General features: G+C 46.0%; 14 protein-coding genes. 3 read left to right on the forward strand and 11 right to left on the reverse strand.

Translation table 11 applies throughout. The features are described from left to right. Positions 1-24: 24 nt before the first annotated feature. The 3 genes from J2X05_RS11555 to J2X05_RS11565 form a co-directional block, all read right to left on the reverse strand. On the reverse strand, positions 25-1,926 hold the full coding sequence (locus tag J2X05_RS11555) for a family 43 glycosylhydrolase (protein ID WP_310072599.1): 1,902 nt from the start codon (positions 1,924-1,926) through the stop codon (positions 25-27). Between the two features lie 216 nt (positions 1,927-2,142). After that, a complete protein-coding gene (locus J2X05_RS11560; RefSeq protein ID WP_310072601.1) occupies positions 2,143-4,074 on the reverse strand; it encodes a glycoside hydrolase family 97 protein in 1,932 nt (643 codons plus the stop codon). Between the two features lie 78 nt (positions 4,075-4,152). Next, entirely contained in the window at positions 4,153-5,517 is a 1,365-nt protein-coding gene (locus tag J2X05_RS11565) for a family 43 glycosylhydrolase (protein ID WP_310072602.1), read from the reverse strand. Positions 5,518-5,840: 323 nt separating this feature from the next. On the opposite strand from J2X05_RS11565, the gene J2X05_RS11570 reads away from it, so the two are divergent. Beyond that, positions 5,841-6,032: a Thivi_2564 family membrane protein gene (locus J2X05_RS11570; protein WP_310072604.1), complete on the forward strand. Its 192-nt coding sequence runs from the start codon at positions 5,841-5,843 to the stop codon at positions 6,030-6,032. Between the two features lie 79 nt (positions 6,033-6,111). Here the strand turns inward: J2X05_RS11570 and J2X05_RS11575 are convergent, their stop codons facing one another. The 4 genes from J2X05_RS11575 to J2X05_RS11590 form a co-directional block, all read right to left on the reverse strand. Beyond that, positions 6,112-7,143 carry a hypothetical protein gene (locus tag J2X05_RS11575; protein WP_310072606.1) on the reverse strand — a complete coding sequence of 344 codons (1,032 nt, stop codon included), beginning with the start codon at positions 7,141-7,143 and terminating at the stop codon, positions 6,112-6,114. Between the two features lie 186 nt (positions 7,144-7,329). Beyond that, a complete protein-coding gene (locus tag J2X05_RS11580) occupies positions 7,330-7,521 on the reverse strand; it encodes a hypothetical protein (protein ID WP_310072608.1) in 192 nt (63 codons plus the stop codon). A 31-nt stretch (positions 7,522-7,552) separates the two neighbouring features. Then, entirely contained in the window at positions 7,553-8,617 is a 1,065-nt protein-coding gene (locus J2X05_RS11585; RefSeq protein WP_310072609.1) for an aldose epimerase family protein, read from the reverse strand. A 44-nt stretch (positions 8,618-8,661) separates the two neighbouring features. Beyond that, positions 8,662-9,705 (reverse strand): glycoside hydrolase family 43 protein, encoded by a 1,044-nt coding sequence (locus J2X05_RS11590; RefSeq protein WP_310072611.1) that lies wholly within the window; start codon positions 9,703-9,705, stop codon positions 8,662-8,664. A gap of 122 nt (positions 9,706-9,827) precedes the next feature. Between J2X05_RS11590 and J2X05_RS11595 the strand changes: the two genes are divergently transcribed. Together J2X05_RS11595 and J2X05_RS11600 are read left to right on the forward strand one after the other, a co-directional pair. Then, positions 9,828-10,877, forward strand: coding sequence for an arabinan endo-1,5-alpha-L-arabinosidase (locus J2X05_RS11595; RefSeq protein ID WP_310072612.1), 1,050 nt, complete (start codon positions 9,828-9,830; stop codon positions 10,875-10,877). A gap of 202 nt (positions 10,878-11,079) precedes the next feature. Then, the gene (locus J2X05_RS11600; protein ID WP_310072613.1) at positions 11,080-11,328 is read left to right on the forward strand and encodes a hypothetical protein; all 249 of its coding nucleotides are present in this window, start codon (positions 11,080-11,082) and stop codon (positions 11,326-11,328) included. 75 nt (positions 11,329-11,403) lie between these two features. On the opposite strand, the gene J2X05_RS11605 is transcribed toward J2X05_RS11600, so the two are convergent. The 4 genes from J2X05_RS11605 to J2X05_RS11620 all read right to left on the reverse strand — a co-directional run bounded on the left by J2X05_RS11605 (position 11,404) and on the right by J2X05_RS11620 (position 21,663). Further along, a complete protein-coding gene (locus J2X05_RS11605) occupies positions 11,404-13,821 on the reverse strand; it encodes a beta-L-arabinofuranosidase domain-containing protein (RefSeq protein WP_310072614.1) in 2,418 nt (805 codons plus the stop codon). 108 nt (positions 13,822-13,929) lie between these two features. Next, on the reverse strand, positions 13,930-15,408 hold the full coding sequence (locus tag J2X05_RS11610; protein ID WP_310072615.1) for a family 43 glycosylhydrolase: 1,479 nt from the start codon (positions 15,406-15,408) through the stop codon (positions 13,930-13,932). Between the two features lie 180 nt (positions 15,409-15,588). Further along, positions 15,589-18,381, reverse strand: coding sequence for a TonB-dependent receptor (locus J2X05_RS11615; protein WP_310072616.1), 2,793 nt, complete (start codon positions 18,379-18,381; stop codon positions 15,589-15,591). A gap of 456 nt (positions 18,382-18,837) precedes the next feature. Further along, on the reverse strand, positions 18,838-21,663 hold the full coding sequence (locus tag J2X05_RS11620) for a TonB-dependent receptor (protein WP_310072617.1): 2,826 nt from the start codon (positions 21,661-21,663) through the stop codon (positions 18,838-18,840). Positions 21,664-21,666 lie beyond the last annotated feature (3 nt).

Here is a 21,666-nt window from a genome sequence, read left to right on the forward strand (position 1 = left end):
CTGGGAGCGAGGACCAATCGGTTTTTAATTAATCGGCTTTAACTGGAATTTTTGGCAATTGGAATTTAACCATTGGCCTTGTGCAAAATTGGTGTGGTTTGCCAAACCGCAGTGCGCCAAATCCAGCACTAGATTACTTTTGCGGTTCGCCAGTTTTACAGTGCCATCGTTTAAAAAATCCACTTGCCACTGGGTTTGAATATCGCCACAAGCAGCCAGTTCGACATTGCTGCCGGGCACTATGGATTTATTGGCAATCGCCATGCACAACTTGGCATCTACACTGGACTGAATGTAGTAGTAACCATCTTGTGTATTTACCAATAGCCAGCGTTGGTTCGCGTTGTTGTTCCACTCATTCTGTTCGATATTATTACCCGCTTTTGCAATAGCACCCGCTGAAGTAACTGCTTTACCACTTTGGATACTGGTGATGGCAACTTCTCCCAATGGTTGTACACGCCAGAGTGTGCAGGCCGATTTTTTCTCGATGAATTGTGGCACATCTTCTACGGATTTTTTTCCACTCACCGCAAGTGCAGGTTCTTTGCAATCGGCAAATTGTAACTCCTGTTTTGATTGTGCATTCACCAAGGTTAACCAACCTTTATCGTGCGGTACCAATTGCCATTGCTGGCAAAGCTGGTTGTGCCATGGGGCAATATTTAAATCAGCAGAAGGGCTAGCAGCGCATTGCTCACCGCCCTGCCCTAAAAATAATCCCGCTGTATTTACTAAACGGTAATTACCGTTGGTGGTGTAATCCAGAGTCCAACTCGCCTGCGTGCTGTTGCAATCGGCACTGCTGATTTTTCCATTCACATTGGTTACACATTGCTGATCGGCTTTGCTCACCAATTGCACCTGCGTGCCTTGCACTTTTGTTATCAATGGGCCATTTTCACCTGCAGGCGAAACAACCGGTTTCCCGGCTGCAACTGGTTCGCCAAAATTCGGGGTGCCGTCATCGTTCCAGGTGAATTTTTGCGCACGCAGCGAACGGGTACTGCTGCAGCCTTCCAACTCGCTAGCATTACCGTGATAGATCAACCAATCTTCACTGCCATCGGGCGATTTAAAAAAGCCGTTGTGGCCGGGGCCATAAACACCATTGGCTTTACTGAAAACGGGTTTATCAAATTTACGCCAGGATTCAGGTTTAAGTGGATCACTGCCCGTTAATTCAACCAACCCCAATTTATAATCCGGCGTGTTACAAAAACTCGCGGAATACACCATATAAGTTTTGCCATTGCGTTTGATAATTTCCGGGCCTTCATTTACTTTCATGCCGGAAAATTCCCATTCGTATTGCGGGCGGGAAATCATTACCTTCTCGCCCGTTACTGTCCAGGGATTGGACATTTTGGAAATCCAAATGGTCTGCTCGTCTTTTACCCACTGCGACCACAGTAAATATAATTCACCATTATGTTCAAAATAATTGCCGTCGATATTCCAGATATCCGGCATAGGCGAACCTTTGTAAGTGTAAGGCCCAAGCGGATCATCGCCCTGGCTTTCAATCACACTTAAATGTTGGCGATCATAATTTTCGGCGATACCGGAGGTGTACATCACATACCAGCGATAACCCTTTGGTGTATTCAAGCGATGGAATTCAAATGCCCAAAAATTACAGCAGCGCTCCAATTCACTTTCTGACCAGATATGAATTGGTGTTGCTGTAGCGAGACCTGCGAGTGTGGGCGATTTGCGCATCACCAACTGCGATGTCCAGGTAGTGGTGGTTAAATAATAATTGCCCTGAAAATATTCCAACCAGGGGTCGGCACCATTGGGGTAGATGGGATTGGTGAAGGTGTTGGGATCTGCAGCAATTTTATCGGGTGTTTTACTTGGTTCTTTGGTCGCACAACCGAATAAAATAATGGGCAGTAACAGACCGGTTAATAATTTTTTCATAGTTATGTTTTCTCTCTCACTGGTTACATCTTTTTTAATTTTTTGTAGGTTGGTGCAGCCCGCGTAGGGTGAGACTGCGAACCGCAACATGACCATCTGTAAATTCACACCGAAACCTTATTCAATACTCCACTTCGCTTTTGGTTGGCGCGGCGACATGGTCATGTTGCGGTTCGTTCCTCAGCCTACGCGGCCCGCTTTACCTACGGTAAACATTTACTTCAACACCACCACAAAACCGGCGCTTGGTCGCAAAGTAATTGTTTGTGGGGTTTTGCTGTTGATCTCCTGCTGCACAAAACTGCGCTCGGTTTCACCGCTGCCAATCAACACACCTTTTTGATCGCCCGCAAAACTCAAATCCAATGTCAGTGTTTTGCTTTCTGCTTCGGCGTTAATACCGGCGATATACCAGGCATCACCCGCCTTGCGCGCAAGCACCAGATATTTCCCCGGGTAGCCGTCAATAAATTTCACATCGTCCCACTCGCGCGGCAATTCGCGCAGGAAATCTTTAACGTAATCCGGCGCTGTCGCCATACCTTCGGGAATCTCGGCAAAATGCTGGATGCCCGAAATCATCAAAACCGATTCCGCTAATTCAAATGAGTTTTCCGTTACACGCTTGATATTGGGGATATCGCCAAACGCCATAGGGGTAAAATCCATTGGGTCAAACACATTGCGCGCAAACAGCGCCATGGCAACATGTTTGGCAACCGGATCTTGATCCGCCTGTGAGAAAGTAGTGAACTCAAAACCTTTGATCGACTCCATGGTCATCAAATGCGGATAAGTACGCTGCCAGCCGCGCGGCAAAGTTGCACCGTGAAAATTCACCGACAAGTTATATTCAGCTGCGTCTTTTAAGATATCCACGTAATATGCAATCATTGATTGGCCATCGCCGGCAAAAAAATCAATTTTTAAACCTTTAACGCCTATATCACGCAAACGCGCAAAAACGGCTGCGCGCTGCTCGTGGGTTAACAATTCGCTTTTGGGGCTATAGGGCGTTTGGTTCCAATCGCCCGATGAGTTGTACCACACTAAAATTCCGATATTTTTTTTCGCAGCGTAATCAACCAGTTCTTTTAATTTTTCGTAGCCGATTTTTTTATCCCAATCGGCATCGATTAGGGTGTAATCCCAATACATATCTGCGGCGTAATCGATAAATTTTTTCTGCACATCAAAGGTAGTGAAATCGTCTTTTAAAATCGCCCAGCTCCAGGAAGAATGACCAGGTTTTATAAAATCATTTTTTAAGCTAATGGCGGGGATGGCCAGATCAGTACCGAGGGTGGATTGCATAATCGTCGGCAAATCACCGATTGCCAAAATACGCCAGGGGGAAATTAATTTATCTGTGCCACTCGCGAGCAATCCACCATTGGTAAACACCTCTGGTGCCTGCGGTGAAGCGACAGTGTATTCGCCATCGGCAGAGTCATGGGCTAAACGCGATGCATGCCAGCTGCCATCCATTCCCGCTTCCGAAATTAATACCCAATTATTATTAGTATTAAATAATCCGGGAAATGCCCAACCCGCGCCCAGCGTGGATGCGGTGCCGACCGGAATATCCATTTGATAATGTTCTTCATAAGAAGGATTGGTATTGCTCCAACCGGTTTGCGCGACCGACATGGGTTGCAACCAGGCTTTGGCAGTAGGCGCAAAATGGAAGCTGGTGGTTTCTTTTACAAATTGTTTTTGTGCAATCACAGGATCGGTCACTGCATAGCGAAAGGCGACACCGTCATTGGAAACGCGGAAGGTGACCTGTAATTTTTGTTGCTGTGCATTTTCAATAACAAAGGTTTGCTCATTGGCGCTGTAGGCAATCTTGCTCTTTTTGCCCACACGCATGCTGTACTCATCAGTTACGGGAGCAACTGGCGATTGGGATTCAATAGCAACACCCTGGGTAAAATCAGCCGCGGTTAATTGCAAACCCAAATCCGATTCGAGCACAACCGGTTGCGCTGCACGATCAATTGAATAGGCAAGTGTATTTTGTTTGGTGACAAACACCTTCACGTGCAATTGTTTATCGGGACTGGTAAGCAAATCAGGCGCTGGCTTGCTGCACCCGGCTAATACGCACACACTGAACATGACCAAATAACTGCCTATTTTTTTCATTTTTACCTCGTTTTTATTAAAGTCCATTAAAAAACTACAGCGCATTCAATGCGCTGTAGTTTTTCGGATATAAAACATCTATTTCAGTCGAGTCAAACTAAATTGCTGGTTAGTCGCACCGGTTGCAGTCCATTGAATAATTTGCGCTCCGTTAGCTGTGCTTAAATTCAACACATCGAGCGGCAAATTACTCAATTGCGATTTCACCGTGTAATAACCACTGTTGCTGGTCAGGCTCCATTTTTGCCCTGCCCCGCCCCAATAATCCCACTGTGAGATGTTCGCACCGGCTGCGGTGGAATTGTTATACACATCCAAACTTTTCAAACTCGCAGCATTAATCACACTGTAATAACCAGTACCTTGGTTGATCAGATACCACTGTTGCGCGCGATAACTATTCCAAGTTTCTTGCTGAATCATCGCGCCGTTTGCGCTGGATTTAGCAGCAGGCAGTAAATCCTTACCGCTATGGCGTGCAGTGATCCGATACAAACCATCGCTCACACCGCCGCAACTCGCCACCGAAAAACTGCGCGTTAATGTGGGCCAGCCATTGCTGTAGGTCATTTTTAAAATATCGAGCTTGGCTGCACCGTTATCATTTAAATCGTAATAGTGCGTAGAAACATAATTACAGCCGTCTTGTTTCAACACACCAATATGGCCGGGGCCTTTGTATTTGCCATCGGTATTGGGCAGCAGTGTGCGCACATCGGTGTAAGGGCCGGTGATTGACGTTGAGCGCGCCACTTGCACGTAATAGGTGCTGCTTGCACCGTTACAGCAAGCGCCGCGATTAATAAACAAATAATAGTAATCGCCGTTGCGTGAAATATAAGGCGCTTCAATATCGGCATGGTTGCCGCCGTAAATTTTGGTCACGCTGCCATTTAATTTGCCGCTGCTTTGATTTATTTCTGCGATACCTATCCCGCCAAAAAAGGAGCCGTAACTCATGTACACCTTGCCATCGTGGTCGCGGTAAAGCGCAGGGTCGATAGCATTAATCTCGGAACTGCCGCCCCAGGATTCAACCACAATGCCCAAATCCGTCCAGCTAGGCGATGTAAGCGAGGCAGTGCGTGCAACACCAATCGCGGACACTGAAGTCCCAAACGTCGAAACCGAGTAATAGAGGTAGTAATAACCGTTCATGTGGATTACATCCGGCGCCCAGAACGATCCACTGAAGTTATTTACTTTGTTGTAAATCCATGACGGATAGGTAGAGAACACCGGGCTAGCGGCACCCGTCCAGGTGGTGAGGTTGGTCGATGTGGAATACCAAATCCCCGTACCGGTCGTGAAATGGAAATAGGTATTTCCATCTTTAGTGATAGTGCCAGGGTCATGCGAGTTGATTAAACCGGAGAGGGTGATAGCTGAAGCGGTGAAGCTCAGCACCCATAGGCCAAGGCCAGCGAGCAAACGTGTAAACATAGTGATCACCTGCAAATTATTGTTATGAAGCGAGGTTGTGTTTGATATTGTCTTAATATTATAAGACAAATAGATTCTACCCAGAAATCACCCACAGACCAAGCTTTTTGAGAATCTTTACAGTTCAGATAAGGGAAATATAAAACCCGTCCGCTATACCTTTTGTTCGCTAACGCACCGCCAGCAAGCCACCTTCCTTTATATGATGCAGGCGACTTACGCGTCATGGATTGTTCGACAATAAGCATCTTACCGGATTTAAAAAAGGCACATGTAAATGACGTGCGCTCACCAATCTTTAGCCATTTTTAAAGGAAAACAATATGGACTCTCTTATTAATTTAATCGTCTATCTGGTCGTATTCGGCCTTATTTGGTGGTTGGTATCCCTGCTGCCATTACCCTCGCCCGTTGCACAAGTGGTAAGGGTTTTGTTCATTATCTTGCTTATACTAATTGTCCTCTCGGTATTCGGAGTTCTTCCAGGTGGCTACTTACCACGACTGACTCTATAGCCAGAATAAATAAGCGATAACAAAAAGCCCCGCCTTTCGGTTGAAAGGTGGGGCTTTTCTGTTGCAAAAATTTTAAGTTTTATTCAGTAAAATATTCACTGACATCAAAGGAAAAGCTACCGGAGATACTCTTATTAGCTGATTCATGCAATAGGAAACTGCCACTCATTCTAAGTGGCTCAATACGATCAAGACGCAACTCCCCATGACTGACTGAAATATGCCACTGCGGATCAACATCTAAGCCTGCATTTGCCGGAAGCACTTCCACAGCAGCGCTATCAATTAGCATAGGATCATTAAAATCATGTGGAGCCAAATCATACACACCAGACTTCCAAGCACTTTTAATATTTCTAAAATAAAATAAAACTGAATGCTTATTGATGCCTGTACGTAATTGAATGCCGTTGAATACATGGGCATCACTTTCAAGCTGTATATCCCTGCCCTGCGCATCCAAAGACCAAAATTCGAAATGAGACAGATTCCAGTTAAAACAACCGGACTGTGGCACTTGTGCGCCGCCGAGTATCAAACCATGATCGTTAAACGCCGCTACCGACGATACTTTGACCAAGCGCGTGGTAGCAACTAGCTCACTGCCGCAGTGATACTCAACCGTATAGGAACCATCTACCTCACGAAATAGATGATCGTCAGTTACACAATAAAGCTCATTGGCGACCGGCGTATCAAACAACATATTTCTAAACCCGTCCTTTGTTTGCTCAGGGTCAAGAGGAAAAACACATAAGCCTTCTGCAATCTCATTCGATGCTGGCGTAAATAGATACGTATTTACCGAGGTTTCAGTTAAGCGTGTTTCCAGAAACGGTTTTTGTGGATCATCCTGCGCAAAACGATTACGAGCATCCACTTTGGTATAACCTAGCCATAAACCCGCCTCTTGAAAAAATTTGGCTTCGCGAGGGTTAATTTGCTGCCGGATTGCTGTAGCACTACTAGAGGACGCTGTAACGCTTGATGAGGATGTCGTTGCTATCGAGTTAGCCAGAGATGAGCGACTTGAAGAAACCGAAGAACCGGAACCACCACAGGCGGTAATAAAACAGACACAAATAAGTAACGAAATGAATCGTATTGCCATAATAAAATTCCCTATTACTGGTTGTTGTGTAAAACCGCACGGTTGATAGCATCTAGAGTTTTATTGTTTTATGTGCGCAGACTATGCAAAGTCGATGCAGGAGTCAAATCATCAGTTTTACTCTATCTTTGGGGGAAATAAAAAACGCCCTGCACTTTTAAATACAGGGCGTTTTTTATTAGGGCTTCAGCTAAAACGCTTTTTAAGCGGCGCCAATGCGTAAAACAATATCCAGCAAAACCAGGAGAGCGCTAAACAGGTAAAAATCCAAATCAGCTTTTCATCCTTATCCACTCTGGAAGACCTGGCTATATCAATAATCGTTAACAACCACACCAACAATATCGCCACTAACATACCTAGCTGTAAGCTACTCATCACATCTGCTCCTTGATAAACAATTGAGCCCTTAGCTTACCGAAAGTTTAAAAATCGTGCGAGTTTTATATTCCTCACCCGGACGCAAGACTATCGACGGAAATTGCGATTGGTTAATGGAGTCCGGTGCATGCTGCGGTTCCAAACAAAAGCCAGTGCGTTTTTGGTAGGTAATACCTTTGCCGGCTAATGTGCCATCTAAAAAGTTGCCGGAATAGAATTGCACGCCCGGCTCTTCAGTGAATACTTCCAGTGCGCGACCTGAAGTTGCTTCTTCAACACGCGCAGCCAGGGTTAATTCTTTGTAAGTTTTTTGATTGATCAGAAAATTGTGATCGTAACCAAAACCGTTTTTAATTTGTTCGTGCTCGGTATTAATTAATTCGCCGATAGGACGCGGGTTGCGGAAATCAAATGGAGTATTAGCAACTGGCATAGGTGCGCCAACGGGGATTTGAACTTCATTTACCGCGTTAATATGGTCGGCAAAGATTTGCATTTGATGATTGAGGATATCGCCCTTGCCCGCAAGATTGAAATAGGTGTGCTGGGTTAGATTTACTGGTGTAGCCTTATCGGTAGTGGCGAAATAATCCACGATGATTTCGTCATCATGCGTGAATTGATAAGTGACGGTGACATCCAGATTACCGGGAAAACCCTGATCGCCATCTTCACTCAACAAATGTAATTTTAAAATGGGACCATTTGCATCGTCTGCGGTAATTGCGCTCCAGACTTTTTTATCAAAACCAATTGGCCCGCCGTGCAAATTATTGCTGCCATTATTCGCGGTCAGTGAATAAGTTTCGCCATCCAATGTGAATTGTGCATTGGCGATACGGTTGCCAACACGGCCAATGAGTGCACCAAAATAGGGGCCGATATCCAGATAGGGTTCGAGGGTATCAAAGCCCAAGACCACATCGGCAAGCGCGCCGTTTTTATCGCGCATATGCCACTCGGTGATGATGCCGCCGAGGTTAATAATTTTTACGCTGCTACCGCGTTTATTGGTCAAGGTATATTCATTTACTACTTCACCGGCAGCTATGGTGCCGAATAGTTTTTGGGTAATTGGCGTGGTGGTTGTCATTAACAATAGACTCTCAGATTTTTTCAATTTGATAATTAATGGGATTATTCGGTGTCCGGTTTATTCTGCCCAAAATCCGGAAAACCTTCGCTCGTCCAGCCGAGGCGGCGAATATAGGTATGGCGATTGGGATCGGTAAGCGGCGTGCCCTGCAGCTCTAAATAATCGCGCGCATGATATACCATAATGTCGGTTTGACCATCATCCGCCAGGGTAAAACTATTGTGCCCGGGGCCGTAGCGATGCAAGGTTTCGTTAGTGGTAAACACCGGCTCCGGCAACTTATGCCAGGAGGATGCCGCAAGCAAATCGCTTTCGGCGTCTGCCCACAATAATCCCATCGCGTAACGGTGATCAGTAGCGCTCGCAGAATAACTGATAAAAATTTTACCGTTGCGCACAATCACCGCTGCACCTTCATTGACTTTATAGCCCTGGATTTCCCAGTCCAATTGCGGGCGGGAAATTTCAGTTTCCACTTCGCCGACTTGCGTAGGTGAAATTAATTTGGCGATGTACAGCGCCGAATTTAATTTTTCCTCTGGATCTTTTTGCGCCCACACCAGATAGCGCTGGCCTTTATGTTCAAAACTGGTAGCGTCGAGCGCAAAGGAATCGCGCGCGGTTTTTACGCGGCCTAATTCTTTCCACTCGCCTATTAATGGATCAACCGACTCATTGGCCAATACATACATGCGGATCAACCAGGGTTTTTCGGCATCGCCCGCGGCAAAATAGATGTACCAGGTGTTATTAAAATAATGTAATTCCGGTGCCCAGATATTTGCGCCCATCGCACCTGTGTTGCGTTTACGCCAAACGGTTTTGGCCGCTGCGGTTTTTAAATCCGCGAGTGAATCAGCAGCGCGCAATTCAATGCGGTCAAACTCCGGCGCGGTGGCAATAAAGTAATAGCGCCCCTCAGGTGTGCGATGGATAAACGGATCAGCTCGTTGTGCCACCAAAGGCTCCGCAACGGACAACTGAGCCGCTGGCGGTGGGAGTTCGCACACAGGCGTACATGACATCAACAATCCACTTACTAATCCAATCGCGGACAAGGCCGCTACACTCAACACAGACTTCATGGGATTACCTCGGCTACGTGTATCAACCTGGCCTGACCGGCTTTACACGGGTTAACTATTATTCTCAATAGATTAATATTATATTACATATTCTAAGAATTAGACCAATACGAGAGAGACTTATGCAATCAACCCAGCCCGCTACCCCTTCCCTAAACCAGCGCTTAGCCAGATTTCTTGGTGTTGCCGCCCTAATGATCACAGCGCCTTTCACGAACGCCAAACAAGTCGATGTACATGACCCGGTTATGGCGCGCGAAGGCGATACCTGGTACCTATTCAGCACCGGCCCAGGTATCACCATTTACAGCTCCAAGGATCGTGTGAATTGGAAGCTGTCAGATCGCGCCTTTGCCACTGAACCTACCTGGGCAAAATCCGTAGCACCCGGTTTTAACAGCCACCTTTGGGCGCCCGATATTATCCAGCGCAACAACCAGTTTTATTTGTATTACTCGGTTTCCGCCTTCGGTAAAAATACCTCGGCGATTGGCGTAACCGTTAATAAAACCTTAAATCCCAAATCGCCGGATTATCGCTGGGAAGATAAAGGCATAGTGATTCAATCGGTGCCCAATCGCGATATGTGGAATGCAATTGACCCCGCCGTAATTGTGGATGAACAAGGCGCCGCCTGGATGAGCTTTGGCTCTTTCTGGAGCGGGCTGAAAATATTCAAGCTCAATAATGATTGGACACGTCCTGCCGAACCACAAGAATGGCACAGCATTGCCAAACGCGATCAGGTGCCCGCAAGTACCAGCAGCAATGCGGGTCCCGGAGAAATTGAGGCGCCATTTATTTTCAAAAAAGGTGATTACTATTATTTGTTTGCGTCATGGGGACTCTGTTGCAAAGGTGCGAACTCTACTTATCATTTGGTGGTCGGTAGATCCAAAAATGCGATTGGCCCTTATTTGGATAAAACCGGTAAAGACATGAATGACGGCGGTGGCAGCTTATTAATCAACGGTAATAAAAACTGGGTTGGCCTTGGCCACAACGGGGCTTATAGCTGGGATGGTAAAGATTATTTAGTGCTGCACGCCTACGAAACCGCAGACAACTATTTGCAGAAACTCAAAATACTGAATATCAGCTGGGATAAAGAAAGCTGGCCAATTGTAGATGAAGAAGAGTTGGATTTATATAAAAGCAAACGGTTGAAATAATCTGAGTAAAATTTATTACCGCACTTAACGGAATAAGTGCGGAAGATCACAAAAAAATACAAAATTATTTTTTCATAACTTTTTGATCATAAGCATTTCAGTTTATGAACATTAACTCTTTGTTTAAAAAACACATTGGGGCTAGGCTGTAACTACACATGGTAAACACCCCTGTAGGGAATGTGGTTTTTAACGGAGGTATATGATGACCAGAGAAGATATTTTACGTGAAGAGCAAGGCGAGACCGCGCGTGAACTGGCTGAGTTATTGCGGCTTGGACAAGAGATGGGGCGGCGTTTAAGTAACGAAACTCACGGCGAAATGTACGATGAAGTGCGCATGCTCATTTCATTACTCCATCAAACCCGCGCGCAAGCCGATTTAATTGATGCAAAATTAAATTCCGCCGACCCGGTGGCAGATCTTATGGCACGACGCCAGCAACACTAAAAGCCATAATCAAACTCACTTGCAGCATTATCGCTTCGCGAGGCATGTAAGTATTGGCAAGGGGGATTAGGCAACTTATTCCCGCAGCAACCTCACACCGTAAACTCCACCGGCGATCGAACCGGTTTCGGCAACAAATTTCAGGGTATATTTACCCTTGGCACTTTTTACCAATTCCGCTGGAATTGCATAATCCATCGTAAAAAATTCTTGGCTATTAGCCTGCGAACGTACCTTGGCGATAACAACATCGTTCAGCCAGATTTCAAAACGGCGACCGCTATCGATTCCCGCATAAGTAATCCGCAGTGTTTTTGCTTCCTGCTGTTTATCATTTAATTCGTAACTAAACCAGGCGCGCGCGTGGCGCCAGTGGCGACCCTTGTAAATTCCTGTTTCGCTTTGCTCACCTTTATAAAAATGATCGGATTCAGGTTGTTGTTCGCCCGGGGCGACCTGATCAATCGTTTTTGCCTGCAATGTGAGGCGCGCTTGTTCATCGGCAGCAGCCTTAGCGCGCGATTTTTCCAAATTGGCTGCTGTGGTGTAGGGCCAATAAATCGCATAGCGTGATTCATGCAGCCGGAAGAAGGGGATTAATTCAATCTGCTGTAAATTCTGGCCATTGATTAAACCCGATGCGTTAAAGGTGAGCGGCTTACCTGCCACAGGTTTTAATTGTTGGATAAACTCGCGGCTATTACCCAATAAAAAGGGAGCAGCTTCCAAAGGGCACATTTTCCCTTGGGCGATATGCCCCATGCGCGAATCATCGGCAAAATAATCCAATTGCTCATTGGCAAAGGGTTGGGTTTTAGCGGCAAGTACAATTGGCCCATGCAGTATCGCGTAGTAGTTGGAACCATCGGGCATTTTTTCCAACTCGGTGTGCATCGGCAGGGTCAACTCAACTGTGTCGCCTTTTTTCCAGCGGCGTTCCAGTGCGATATAGTCACCTGGCAGTTGCGTTACATCGGCTTTTTTACCATTAATACGCAATTCTAATTTACCTTGCTCGACCCAATTAGGGTAACGCAAATGCAAACTAAAGCGCGCTGATTTATCTATTACGATTTGTGTCGCTGCCTCATCGGGAAAGAGTGTTGTTTGTGTCAGGCTTATGCCCTGCTCCTTCCATTCCATTTGCGATGGGATAAATAAATTGACGAATACATCCGGGTCTTTTTTAGGTCTTTTATCGCGCGCATAAATAAATTCGGCGTATTTTGAGTGGCTCTCCAACCCCGACCCCACACAACACCACATACCATCGTGCACTTGCGAATAAACGCGATAGTGATTGGGGCGCATAGGGGTAAAATACACAAAGCCGCCGGTAGTGGGATTTTGTGAACCTAAAATATGGTTGTAGAGTGCGCGCTCGTAATAATCTACATACTTAAGCTGCGATGAATTTTTAAGGCCCGATGCTTGATTGTCGAACGACTGGTTGCCAGAAGAAAGGTACAACAACTCGGTTAGTTTGAGCATATTGTAGGTATTGCAAGTTTCAGGCCCTTCAACCTCATTGACCATCGGCGAGAAATCTTGCGTATCGTGAAAATGCTCCTTTACGCTGTTTCCACCAATGGCAACAGTGCGCTTGTCGATTACCGTTTGCCAAAAAAATTCCGCTGCACGCTTCCACTCAGGGTTATTAGTCGCATCGGCATAGCGTTTAAAACCGATCACCTTGGGAATTTGGGTGTTGGCATGCAAGCCGGTTAAATGGTCATGCGATTTTTCCAACGGTTGTAAAATCGCTTGATGGGAAAATGCTTGTGCAAGGGCGAGGTATTTTTTATCGCCAGTAATTTCCGCTACATCGACAAATATTTCATTCATACCGCCATGCTCGGTGCGCAGCATGGCTTGCATCTGCTCAGGCGATAATGTTTTGGTTAATTCGATTGTCCAATCGGATAATTTCACCAACATTTTTTTTGCATCGACGCTATTCGCATAGATATAAGCATCGCGCAGGCCGGCGTATATTTTATGCAGGTTGTACCAGGGCACCCAGCGCTCATTGGTAGAGAAGTTATCCACGCGGATATCCCCCTTCGCAATTTCGCTCCACATTTTGTTACTGGCGGGAATACCACCAATATAACCGGAACCTATTTTGTCCTGACATTTCTTTAATTCGGCGATGACATAATCCAAACGTTCCAATACAGCTTTATCACGTGTAGAGGCATACATCAGCGCAAGCGCGGAAACATAATGACCACCCATATGGCCATCCAATCCGGTCGATTCCCAGTTGCCGTAAGTTTCTTTAAAAGGCAACCCTGCCTCGCGGCGAAATGGCGCAAGCAATTTTTCAACATCCAATGCCATCAAGTAATTTTTATTAGTGTTTTGCGCATGTAGGAATGGACTTTCCAATAACTGCACATCGCGCAATGGCACAAGCTCCAGCGCGAAAACCGGAGCTATGCAAACACTGAAACCTAGCGCAATTACGCGACATGCATTAAGTAGATTCATTATAAAGTTCCTGAAAAATATTCCCACCAATAGGTGGGAATATAATGCTTATCGTTATTTCTGACACAGGATTAACGTAACTTTTCAACGAGTGAAGGCCTGTTAAAATTACTGCGCCTGCAAAGTAAACATTTGATTAGTGCTGTTCGCCACACATTGCCATTGATACAGATTGGCACCATCCGCTGTAGATGCACCCGCAATATCCAAACATTTTTCACTGTTGCGATTGATAATTCGATAACGGCCGGAACCTGCAGACTGGAAACGGAATTGTTGATTGTGGCCGCCAGCATATGTCCACAACATCAGGTTAGCGCCATCAGCAGTTGAGAATGAATTTACATCGAAAGCTTTGTCGCTTGCATTGGCAGGCGAGATGCGATGCCACACATCATCAACACGCGTAACAATAAATTTCTGGCAGCTGTTATTGATCCAGCTCCACTGGCGCAGATTGGTGCCGTTTGCTATTGCGCAATTTTCTACATCTAACGATTTTCCACTGTGCACCGGGGTAATACGATAGGTGCCATTAATGCGCGCATTAGCATCGCTTTTTATTGAAAAGTTGCGATTGAATACCGGCCAACCATTGGCGAAAGTCATTTGCAATAAATCCAAACGTGCAGGCCAACCATTTGCAGTGCTGCCATCGTAGTAATGGATCGATGCGAGATGCTGGCCATTGTTATAGAAATAACCAAAGTGGCCTGGGCCGATATAATTACCATCGGACATTAATAGTGTGCTGCCGCCGTAATTCCATAAACTTTTACCATTTTTATCCAAAAACGGACCCGTTGGACTTGTGGAGCGGCCAGTGACTATGTAGTAATTGCTTTGGTTGCCCATACAGCATTCACCCAGATTCACGAACATGTAGTAATAACCGTTGATATATTTTACCTGCGCCGCTTCGTATTCATGCCACGCATAATTATTGCCTACTACCGGGTAACGGGAGCTATTCATCAGCTTGCCAGTGGCAGGATTAATTTGGCGAACAAAAATTCCTGCATAGTGTGAACCGTAAACCATCCATACATTATTTTGCGCATCGCGGTATAAACCAGCATCAATCGCATTCACTGGCTGCCCATTGAGAGTGCCCTCATCGACAGTAGACACTATCATGCCCAAATCTTGCCAGTTGGGATTATTCAGAGAGCTAGTGACCATAACTCCAATTGCAGAACGCATGCCCGAGGTGGATGAAAATGCGGAGTAATACAAATAAAATTTTCCGTTCATTTCAATCACATCCGGCGCCCAAAAATTTCCATCAAAGCCAGGCACTTTGTTGCTGATCCATGATGGATAGGTATTGGCGGGAATGGGCGATGCGCCACGCTTCCAATTAATCAAATCAGTTGAGTAAAGTGCGTTAATGGGGAAATTACTTGCGCCACCACCAGTGCCAAATGTCCAGTAGGTATTGCCATCTTTAATAATGGTGGATGGATCGTGAATATCGGTAGTGCCGGTTAACGTGATTGCAAATACATTAAAACTAATGGCTAAAATTGCTGCCGCAGAAATTATCGCTGTTGATATATACCTGAATAAACGAACAAAGCTGTACATAGTGAGACCCTCGGTTATTAATTATTTTTAAAGGCACAAAAAAATGAGTTTCACCATTGCGTGTTGACATCAACAGCAAGAGTGAAACTCAACGACAAAGGCCAATGATTGACCTTTATGAGTTTGTTTAAACACTCAGCAGTAAAACTGCAAAGTGTTTAAACAGAAACGAGATAAAAATTAGAAGGTCAAACGCGCTCCAATAGCAAAGGTACGGCTGTAAAGTGCAGAGCCAAAGTTATTGGTTTTTGAACCGTTTTCGCCGTAATAGCTTTGGTAAATTTCTTCAGTCAAGTTAGTGCCATCAAACGTCAGCGCCAAATTGTCATTGACCTGATAGCTAATTTGCAGATCCATACTTGACTCTGGTTTTCTCCAGACTTCCAGCGGGTTCGCAAACAATGCCGCTTCGTAGTTATTCAGGAATTCGCTGCGCCACGCGTAGGACAAACGAACACCGACATCGTATTTGTCGTAGGCCAACACAACACTGTATGACTCATCAGACACACCGAACAAATCTGTTTCTTTGGTCTCAATAATGACACCTTTGGAATCAGTGATAGGTGTTGACTGCGAAGATTCCAATGCGGTGTAGCTCGCTTGAATACCAAAGCCATCTAACACATTGGGTAGATTTTCCGGGAACCACACTGCACCCAGTTCCAATCCGGTCAATTCACCATTCGATGCATTGTAGGGTTGGCTGAGTACATAAGTGCCCATCTCACCCGTTGGTGTTTCGTGCTGTACTTGGCGACGGAAATCAATAACAAAGCCTTCAATCTCACGCTTGAACAAGGTTCCGTACACTGAACTTGCATCCGCAAAATACCATTCCAATGAGAAATCATAGTTTTGCGATTCAGTAGGTTTCAGATCCGGATTGCCACCACCGGCAGTACCGTAACCAATGCCGGTAACATCTTCGTTGTAAACAATACGCGAGTTTAATGATGCAAAGTTTGGACGACGCAAAGTTTCGGTGTAAGCCAAACGTGCAAACAAATCATCAGTCAACGCATAGCGGAGCGATAAACTGGGCAACACTTTAGTGGTGCTCGCTGAATCGTCATACACCTCTTTTGCTGCTGAGGCAGTATCAGTGAATTCCATATCGGTATCTGAGCTGGTGTAGCGCAGGCCAATTTCACCATCTAATGTTCTACCTGCGACTTCTGCTTCATATTTTGTCGTGACGTAAGCAGACGCCGTTAACTCGTCAATATTAAAACTCTCAACCAGTTCCAATTGTTGCAAGTTATAGGCTGCACGCATTGCATCGGCGTTTGAGCGCAGGTAATAGCCGTTGGCTACAGCCCATGTGGTAGGCACCTTGGCATTGCCATCGAAGAAGCCATTATTGATATAGGCCAATTCTTCAGTGATAGCGACATTCGGATTAAAGCCTTCCTGACGGCTAAATGATTCAGCTGCAGTGCGTTGGTCAACGCGAACACCGACATTGAATTGTTTAAAGATACCGGCATCCGCATCGTAGGTAGCATCGGTAGTGAAGGTAACGGCATCGCCTTCGTTTTTGTTGGCATTGTCATACAGCTGTGCAGTTCTCCAATTGGCCACGTCAGATACATCGGCTTCATTGAGTCCAGTAGTTGCAGGGTTATCGATAAAACTAAACGCAGGAATTCCACCACCCGCATTGAAATCTACATTCAAACCGTAACGGGCATTCTCAAAGCGCGCAGCGATAAAATCAGATTCAAAGGTACTTTCCTGATAAACAACTTCTGACTTCACCTGAAGGTTATCTGTCAGCTCCCAATCGCCACCCAAGGCGTACACAAAGCTGTCAGTTTTTCCGGTAGTTAAATCGCCGCTGGTGAATGACCAGTTATCTTTTACACTTCTGGATCTAACAATATTAGTGCCTTCAAACAGTACGATGTTCGCATCGGCTTTTGCCGTTGGGCTATTTGCGTAAGAACCCCACCAGTCGGCAAAAGAGAATAAAAGTGAATTGAATGATTCATTGCGATAACCGTTGTAGAAAGCTTCAAAGGTGTATTCCGATGTATCATTTGGTGCAAATTGCAAAGACACATTGGCAGCAGAGCGCTCGCGCTTGCCGGTAAAATCGCTGGAGAAAATCGCATCGCGACCAAGGATATATTCCATTGGTTGGCCATTTACATTGAGCGTTGAACCCGCCGCATTTGGCAAACCATCTAACAGACCTGGAGTCCAGATAGGATTCTCAGCAACGCCGGGTTTATCGAGAAAAATACGCTCGTAATTACCGAACGGGGCAACCGGGTCATCAGTGGCAAACGGCACCATCGCACCCGCAGTGATGCTTTGGTCGCGGTAATTGGTTTCGGCATACGACAAGTTTACTAACGCACCAAATTCGCCAGAGCCAGTCTCCCAACGATTGCTCGCCAAACCACTAATGTTTGGATCAATCTCATCAGCCTGCTCTTGATTAATCGCACGTGCTGCAACTACAAATTTTTGGCCATCAAAATCAAATGGGCGCTGGGTTTTGATATCGACCGAACCGGCAATACCGTTTTCAATTTGCGAAGCAGAACGGGTTTTATAAACATCGACTTGTTTGATCAAACTGGCAGGCACATCTTGCAGTGCTACTGCGAGACCCGATGCCGTAAAAATATTGCGGCCATTCACAGTGGTGTTGATGTCAGTCAAACCGCGGATCGAAATGCCGGAAGTTTCACCTGAGCCACGATTGGTTACCTGCACACCGGTTACACGCTGCAAGGATTCAATCACGTTGTTGTCAGGGAATTTACCAATGTCTTCAGCAACAATTGCATCAACGATTTGGGTGTTGTTGCGCTTTACATCCAAAGCCTGCGTCAAACTGCCGCGAATCCCCGTCACTACAATTTCTTCCACCTGGTCTTCTTCCTGCGCAACTGCAACATAAGATGAACCTAGAGCGGCAATCATAGCGATGGATAAGCTAAGTGTTTTTTTCTGGAACATGAGTGATCTCCCGTGTTCGATTACTACTTGAGCCGAGGGGTTGGATCGGTGCAGTAATCGTTATTATTAAGTCGGTGCTTTTATTTGTCTTATAAAAAAGTCCGGTTGCTACTGGTATCTCACAGAGGTGGGGATGGTGCTTACCCTTGTTAATAACCATAAACCGTCGAATTATTATGCATATTGTAAGACAAATAAAATACTATCCCTCTGAGCATTAATCGTCAACAGGTAAAAATATATTTTTATGTAAAAATGAAAGGCAAAAAAAAAAGCCGCCACAGCGAGCTGTAACGGCCTGAAAAGTGGCATAACAAAGGCTGTTACGCCATCCAACGACAAAAGGATAAGACTCCGAGTAAAACAACAACGAACAAGCTGGTAGATAAATAGAACAAACCACACCACATTTGTATGATTATATACAAGTATTAATAATATGCCAGTTTTTTCTAGTTAAAACGAGTAACGCGCGCCCACTGCAAAGGTTTTGGAGTAGATGGCACTGCCGAAGTTAAACAGATCCTCGTTGCCTTCACCGTAGTAGCTTTGGTACACATCGTCTAACAGGTTGGTGGCATCGAAGGTGACTACCAAGTTGTCCGTGACATCGTAGCTAACTTGCAGATCCAAACTCTGCTCCGGGCGACGCCAGAATTGGATGGGGTTAGCGAAGATAGCGGCCTCGTTGCCAGCGTAAAATTTCTCGCGCCAGACATAGGACAAGCGCGCATCAAAGACATCTTTGTCGTAGGCCAACACCACACTGTAAGACGAATCGGATACGCCCGACATTTTTGAATCTACGTAACCGGAAATATCGCCCGCCAAACTGTACTCAGGTGTTTTTTGCGATGAGTCCAGCAAAGTGAAACTGGCTTGCACACCCAGACCATCGAGTGTTGTAGGTAAATTATCCGGGAAATAAACCAGCCCGACTTCCAAACCGGAAAGCTCACCATCAGCTGCATTGACCAGCGTAGTCAGTACATAGTCGCGTGTTACACCGTCGTTACCGGTGCGATTGACGGTTTTTTTGCCGCCAATCACCAGACCATCGATTTCGCGTTTGAACAGGGCGCCGTACAGCGAACTGCCGTCGGCAAAATACCATTCAAGCGAAACATCATAATTGGTGGATTCGGTCGGTTTTAAATCCGGGTTGCCGCCACTGCCAGTGCCATAGGGAATTGAGGTCAGGGGATCCTGAAAATATTGCAGCGGATTTAAATCCCCAAAGTTAGGCATGCGCAGAGTTTGGGTATAGGCGAAACGCCCCACCAGATCGTCAGTCACATTCCAATTCAATACCAGACTCGGCAATACTTTGTCCGCCTTGCCGGTACCGGTATTGTTATTGAAGATATTGGTGTTAGTGCCCGTCTCTGACCAGAACTCCATATCCTGTTCGTAATTCACGTAACGCACACCGAACTCTCCGCTCAATGCATCGCTCAGGTTAAATTTGGTAGTTGCATAAAGTGCGGCAGAATCTTCAGAGACATCAAAGTTTTTATTGACGCTTTCTTTTTCCAAACCATACACGCTGCGCACTGCATCGGCATTAGCTAACAAATAGCTGCCATCAGCAGTAATAAAGCTATCAAAAATATTCGCGCGGCCTGCAAAATAGTCATCCACCGTGAAGATCAAACCGGAGCCATCGCCAGACGCACCTGCAGCAACCAAATCATCCATCAATTCAGTCACAGTGCCGGCGTAACTCCAGGAATCTTGTCCGCGCCCAAAATCTTGTGCATTGCGCTGCTCAAGGCGGCCACCGACTTTTAGCGTTTGGATAAATTGGCCATCCAATTTCCATTCAACATCGGTAGTCACACTGGTTGAATCACCTTGATTGCCACCGCCGTTGTCCCACATGCCGGAGGCATTCCAATTGCCCACTGCAGCCATGTCCGATTCATCCAGTGCACTGGTGGCAGGATTATCTTTAAATATAACGGAAGGCACACCATCGCGATCGTTGTAATCCACATCCAAACCATATGCAGTGCGCGCAAACCGCATCGCAAAAAATTCAGAGGTAAATTTACTGTCTTGATAAACAATTTCAGAATTGACCGTTACATTGTCACTTGGTGTCCACTTGGCACCAAGCGCATATAAATAGCTGTCAGTTTTGCCAGTGGAATAGTCACCACTTTGGAAGCCGCCGTTGGCATAACCCTGATGTTCTTTTACAACATTAGTGCCGTCATAAACGAGAGGGATATCGATATTGCCATTTTGGTGTTCAAGCGTGTTGGTAAACCACATGGCATTTTGCGATGTATTTCTGTAGCCCGTGTAAAAACCTTCTGCAGTCACTTCCAACTCATCATTCGGTGCCCACTGCAAAGAAACACTGGCGGCCGGGCGCTCGCGATTACCGGTGAAAGATGTACCGAACACCGCATCGCGCATCAATAAATAATCGTAGTCTGCACCGTCCAAGGTCAGGGTTGAACCTGCCGCAGAGGGAAGGCCATTCTCCAAACCGGCTTGCCACACGGGTGTATTGTTGTGCGAGTTGGGAATCATTTGGTAAGGCGCATAATCCAAATGCGGATTGGCGCTGAAGAACGGAAACACGGCACCCGCCGTCATAGTCTCATCGCGATAATTGGTTTCTGCAAACGACACATTCACCAATGCACCGAATTCGCCACCGCTTTCCAATTCCCAGCGATTGCTAAATAGCGCACTGATATTTGGATCAATTTTATCGGGCTGATCAGCGTAGATGCCGCGCCCCGCCAATACCATTTTTGCACCATCAAAATTAAAGGGGCGATGGGTTTTTACATCAATCGATCCGGCAATACCGCGCTCCACCTGATCAGCCGAACGGGTTTTATAAACATTCACATTGGCTAACAAACTCGCTGGAATATCTTGCAGCGCAACCGAGCGGCCCGCGCCGGTAAATACATCGCGGCCATTTACGGTAGTGTGCACATCAGTTAAACCGCGAATTGACACTGCCGATACTTCGCCAGCTCCACGGTTAGTCGTCTGCACACCCGTCACACGCTGCAATGCTTCAACGACGTTGTTATCGGGAAACTTGCCGATATCTTCGGCAACAATGGAATCAATAATTTGTGTGCTGTTGCGTTTGATATCCAAGGCTTTGGTTAAACTGCTGCGAATACCCTGCACGATAACTTCTTCTACTTGTTCATCGGCTACAGGTTGTGAGTTTTGCGCTTCTTGGGCGCTGGCGATTTGCGCCATCATAGCGGCCAGCACAGCGCTGACCAAGGCTGATTTCTTATACATAAT

It is taken from the genome of Cellvibrio fibrivorans (assembly GCF_031457055.1).
Classification (GTDB): Bacteria; Pseudomonadota; Gammaproteobacteria; order Pseudomonadales; family Cellvibrionaceae; genus Cellvibrio; species Cellvibrio fibrivorans.

Excerpts from the sequence above, each read along its gene's own strand:
- J2X05_RS11605 (WP_310072614.1), bottom strand. The coding sequence starts at position 13,821 with ATGAATCTACTTAATGCATGTCGCGTAATTGCGCTAGGTTTCAGTGTT.
- J2X05_RS11595 (WP_310072612.1), top strand. The coding sequence starts at position 9,828 with ATGCAATCAACCCAGCCCGCTACCCCTTCCCTAAACCAGCGCTTAGCC.
- J2X05_RS11580 (WP_310072608.1), bottom strand. The coding sequence starts at position 7,521 with ATGAGTAGCTTACAGCTAGGTATGTTAGTGGCGATATTGTTGGTGTGG.
- J2X05_RS11560 (WP_310072601.1), bottom strand. The coding sequence starts at position 4,074 with ATGAAAAAAATAGGCAGTTATTTGGTCATGTTCAGTGTGTGCGTATTA.
- J2X05_RS11615 (WP_310072616.1), bottom strand. The coding sequence starts at position 18,381 with ATGTTCCAGAAAAAAACACTTAGCTTATCCATCGCTATGATTGCCGCT.
- J2X05_RS11610 (WP_310072615.1), bottom strand. The coding sequence starts at position 15,408 with ATGTACAGCTTTGTTCGTTTATTCAGGTATATATCAACAGCGATAATT.
- J2X05_RS11575 (WP_310072606.1), bottom strand. The coding sequence starts at position 7,143 with ATGGCAATACGATTCATTTCGTTACTTATTTGTGTCTGTTTTATTACC.
- J2X05_RS11620 (WP_310072617.1), bottom strand. The coding sequence starts at position 21,663 with ATGTATAAGAAATCAGCCTTGGTCAGCGCTGTGCTGGCCGCTATGATG.
- J2X05_RS11600 (WP_310072613.1), top strand. The coding sequence starts at position 11,080 with ATGATGACCAGAGAAGATATTTTACGTGAAGAGCAAGGCGAGACCGCG.
- J2X05_RS11565 (WP_310072602.1), bottom strand. The coding sequence starts at position 5,517 with ATGTTTACACGTTTGCTCGCTGGCCTTGGCCTATGGGTGCTGAGCTTC.
- J2X05_RS11585 (WP_310072609.1), bottom strand. The coding sequence starts at position 8,617 with ATGACAACCACCACGCCAATTACCCAAAAACTATTCGGCACCATAGCT.
- J2X05_RS11590 (WP_310072611.1), bottom strand. The coding sequence starts at position 9,705 with ATGAAGTCTGTGTTGAGTGTAGCGGCCTTGTCCGCGATTGGATTAGTA.
- J2X05_RS11570 (WP_310072604.1), top strand. The coding sequence starts at position 5,841 with ATGGACTCTCTTATTAATTTAATCGTCTATCTGGTCGTATTCGGCCTT.
- J2X05_RS11555 (WP_310072599.1), bottom strand. The coding sequence starts at position 1,926 with ATGAAAAAATTATTAACCGGTCTGTTACTGCCCATTATTTTATTCGGT.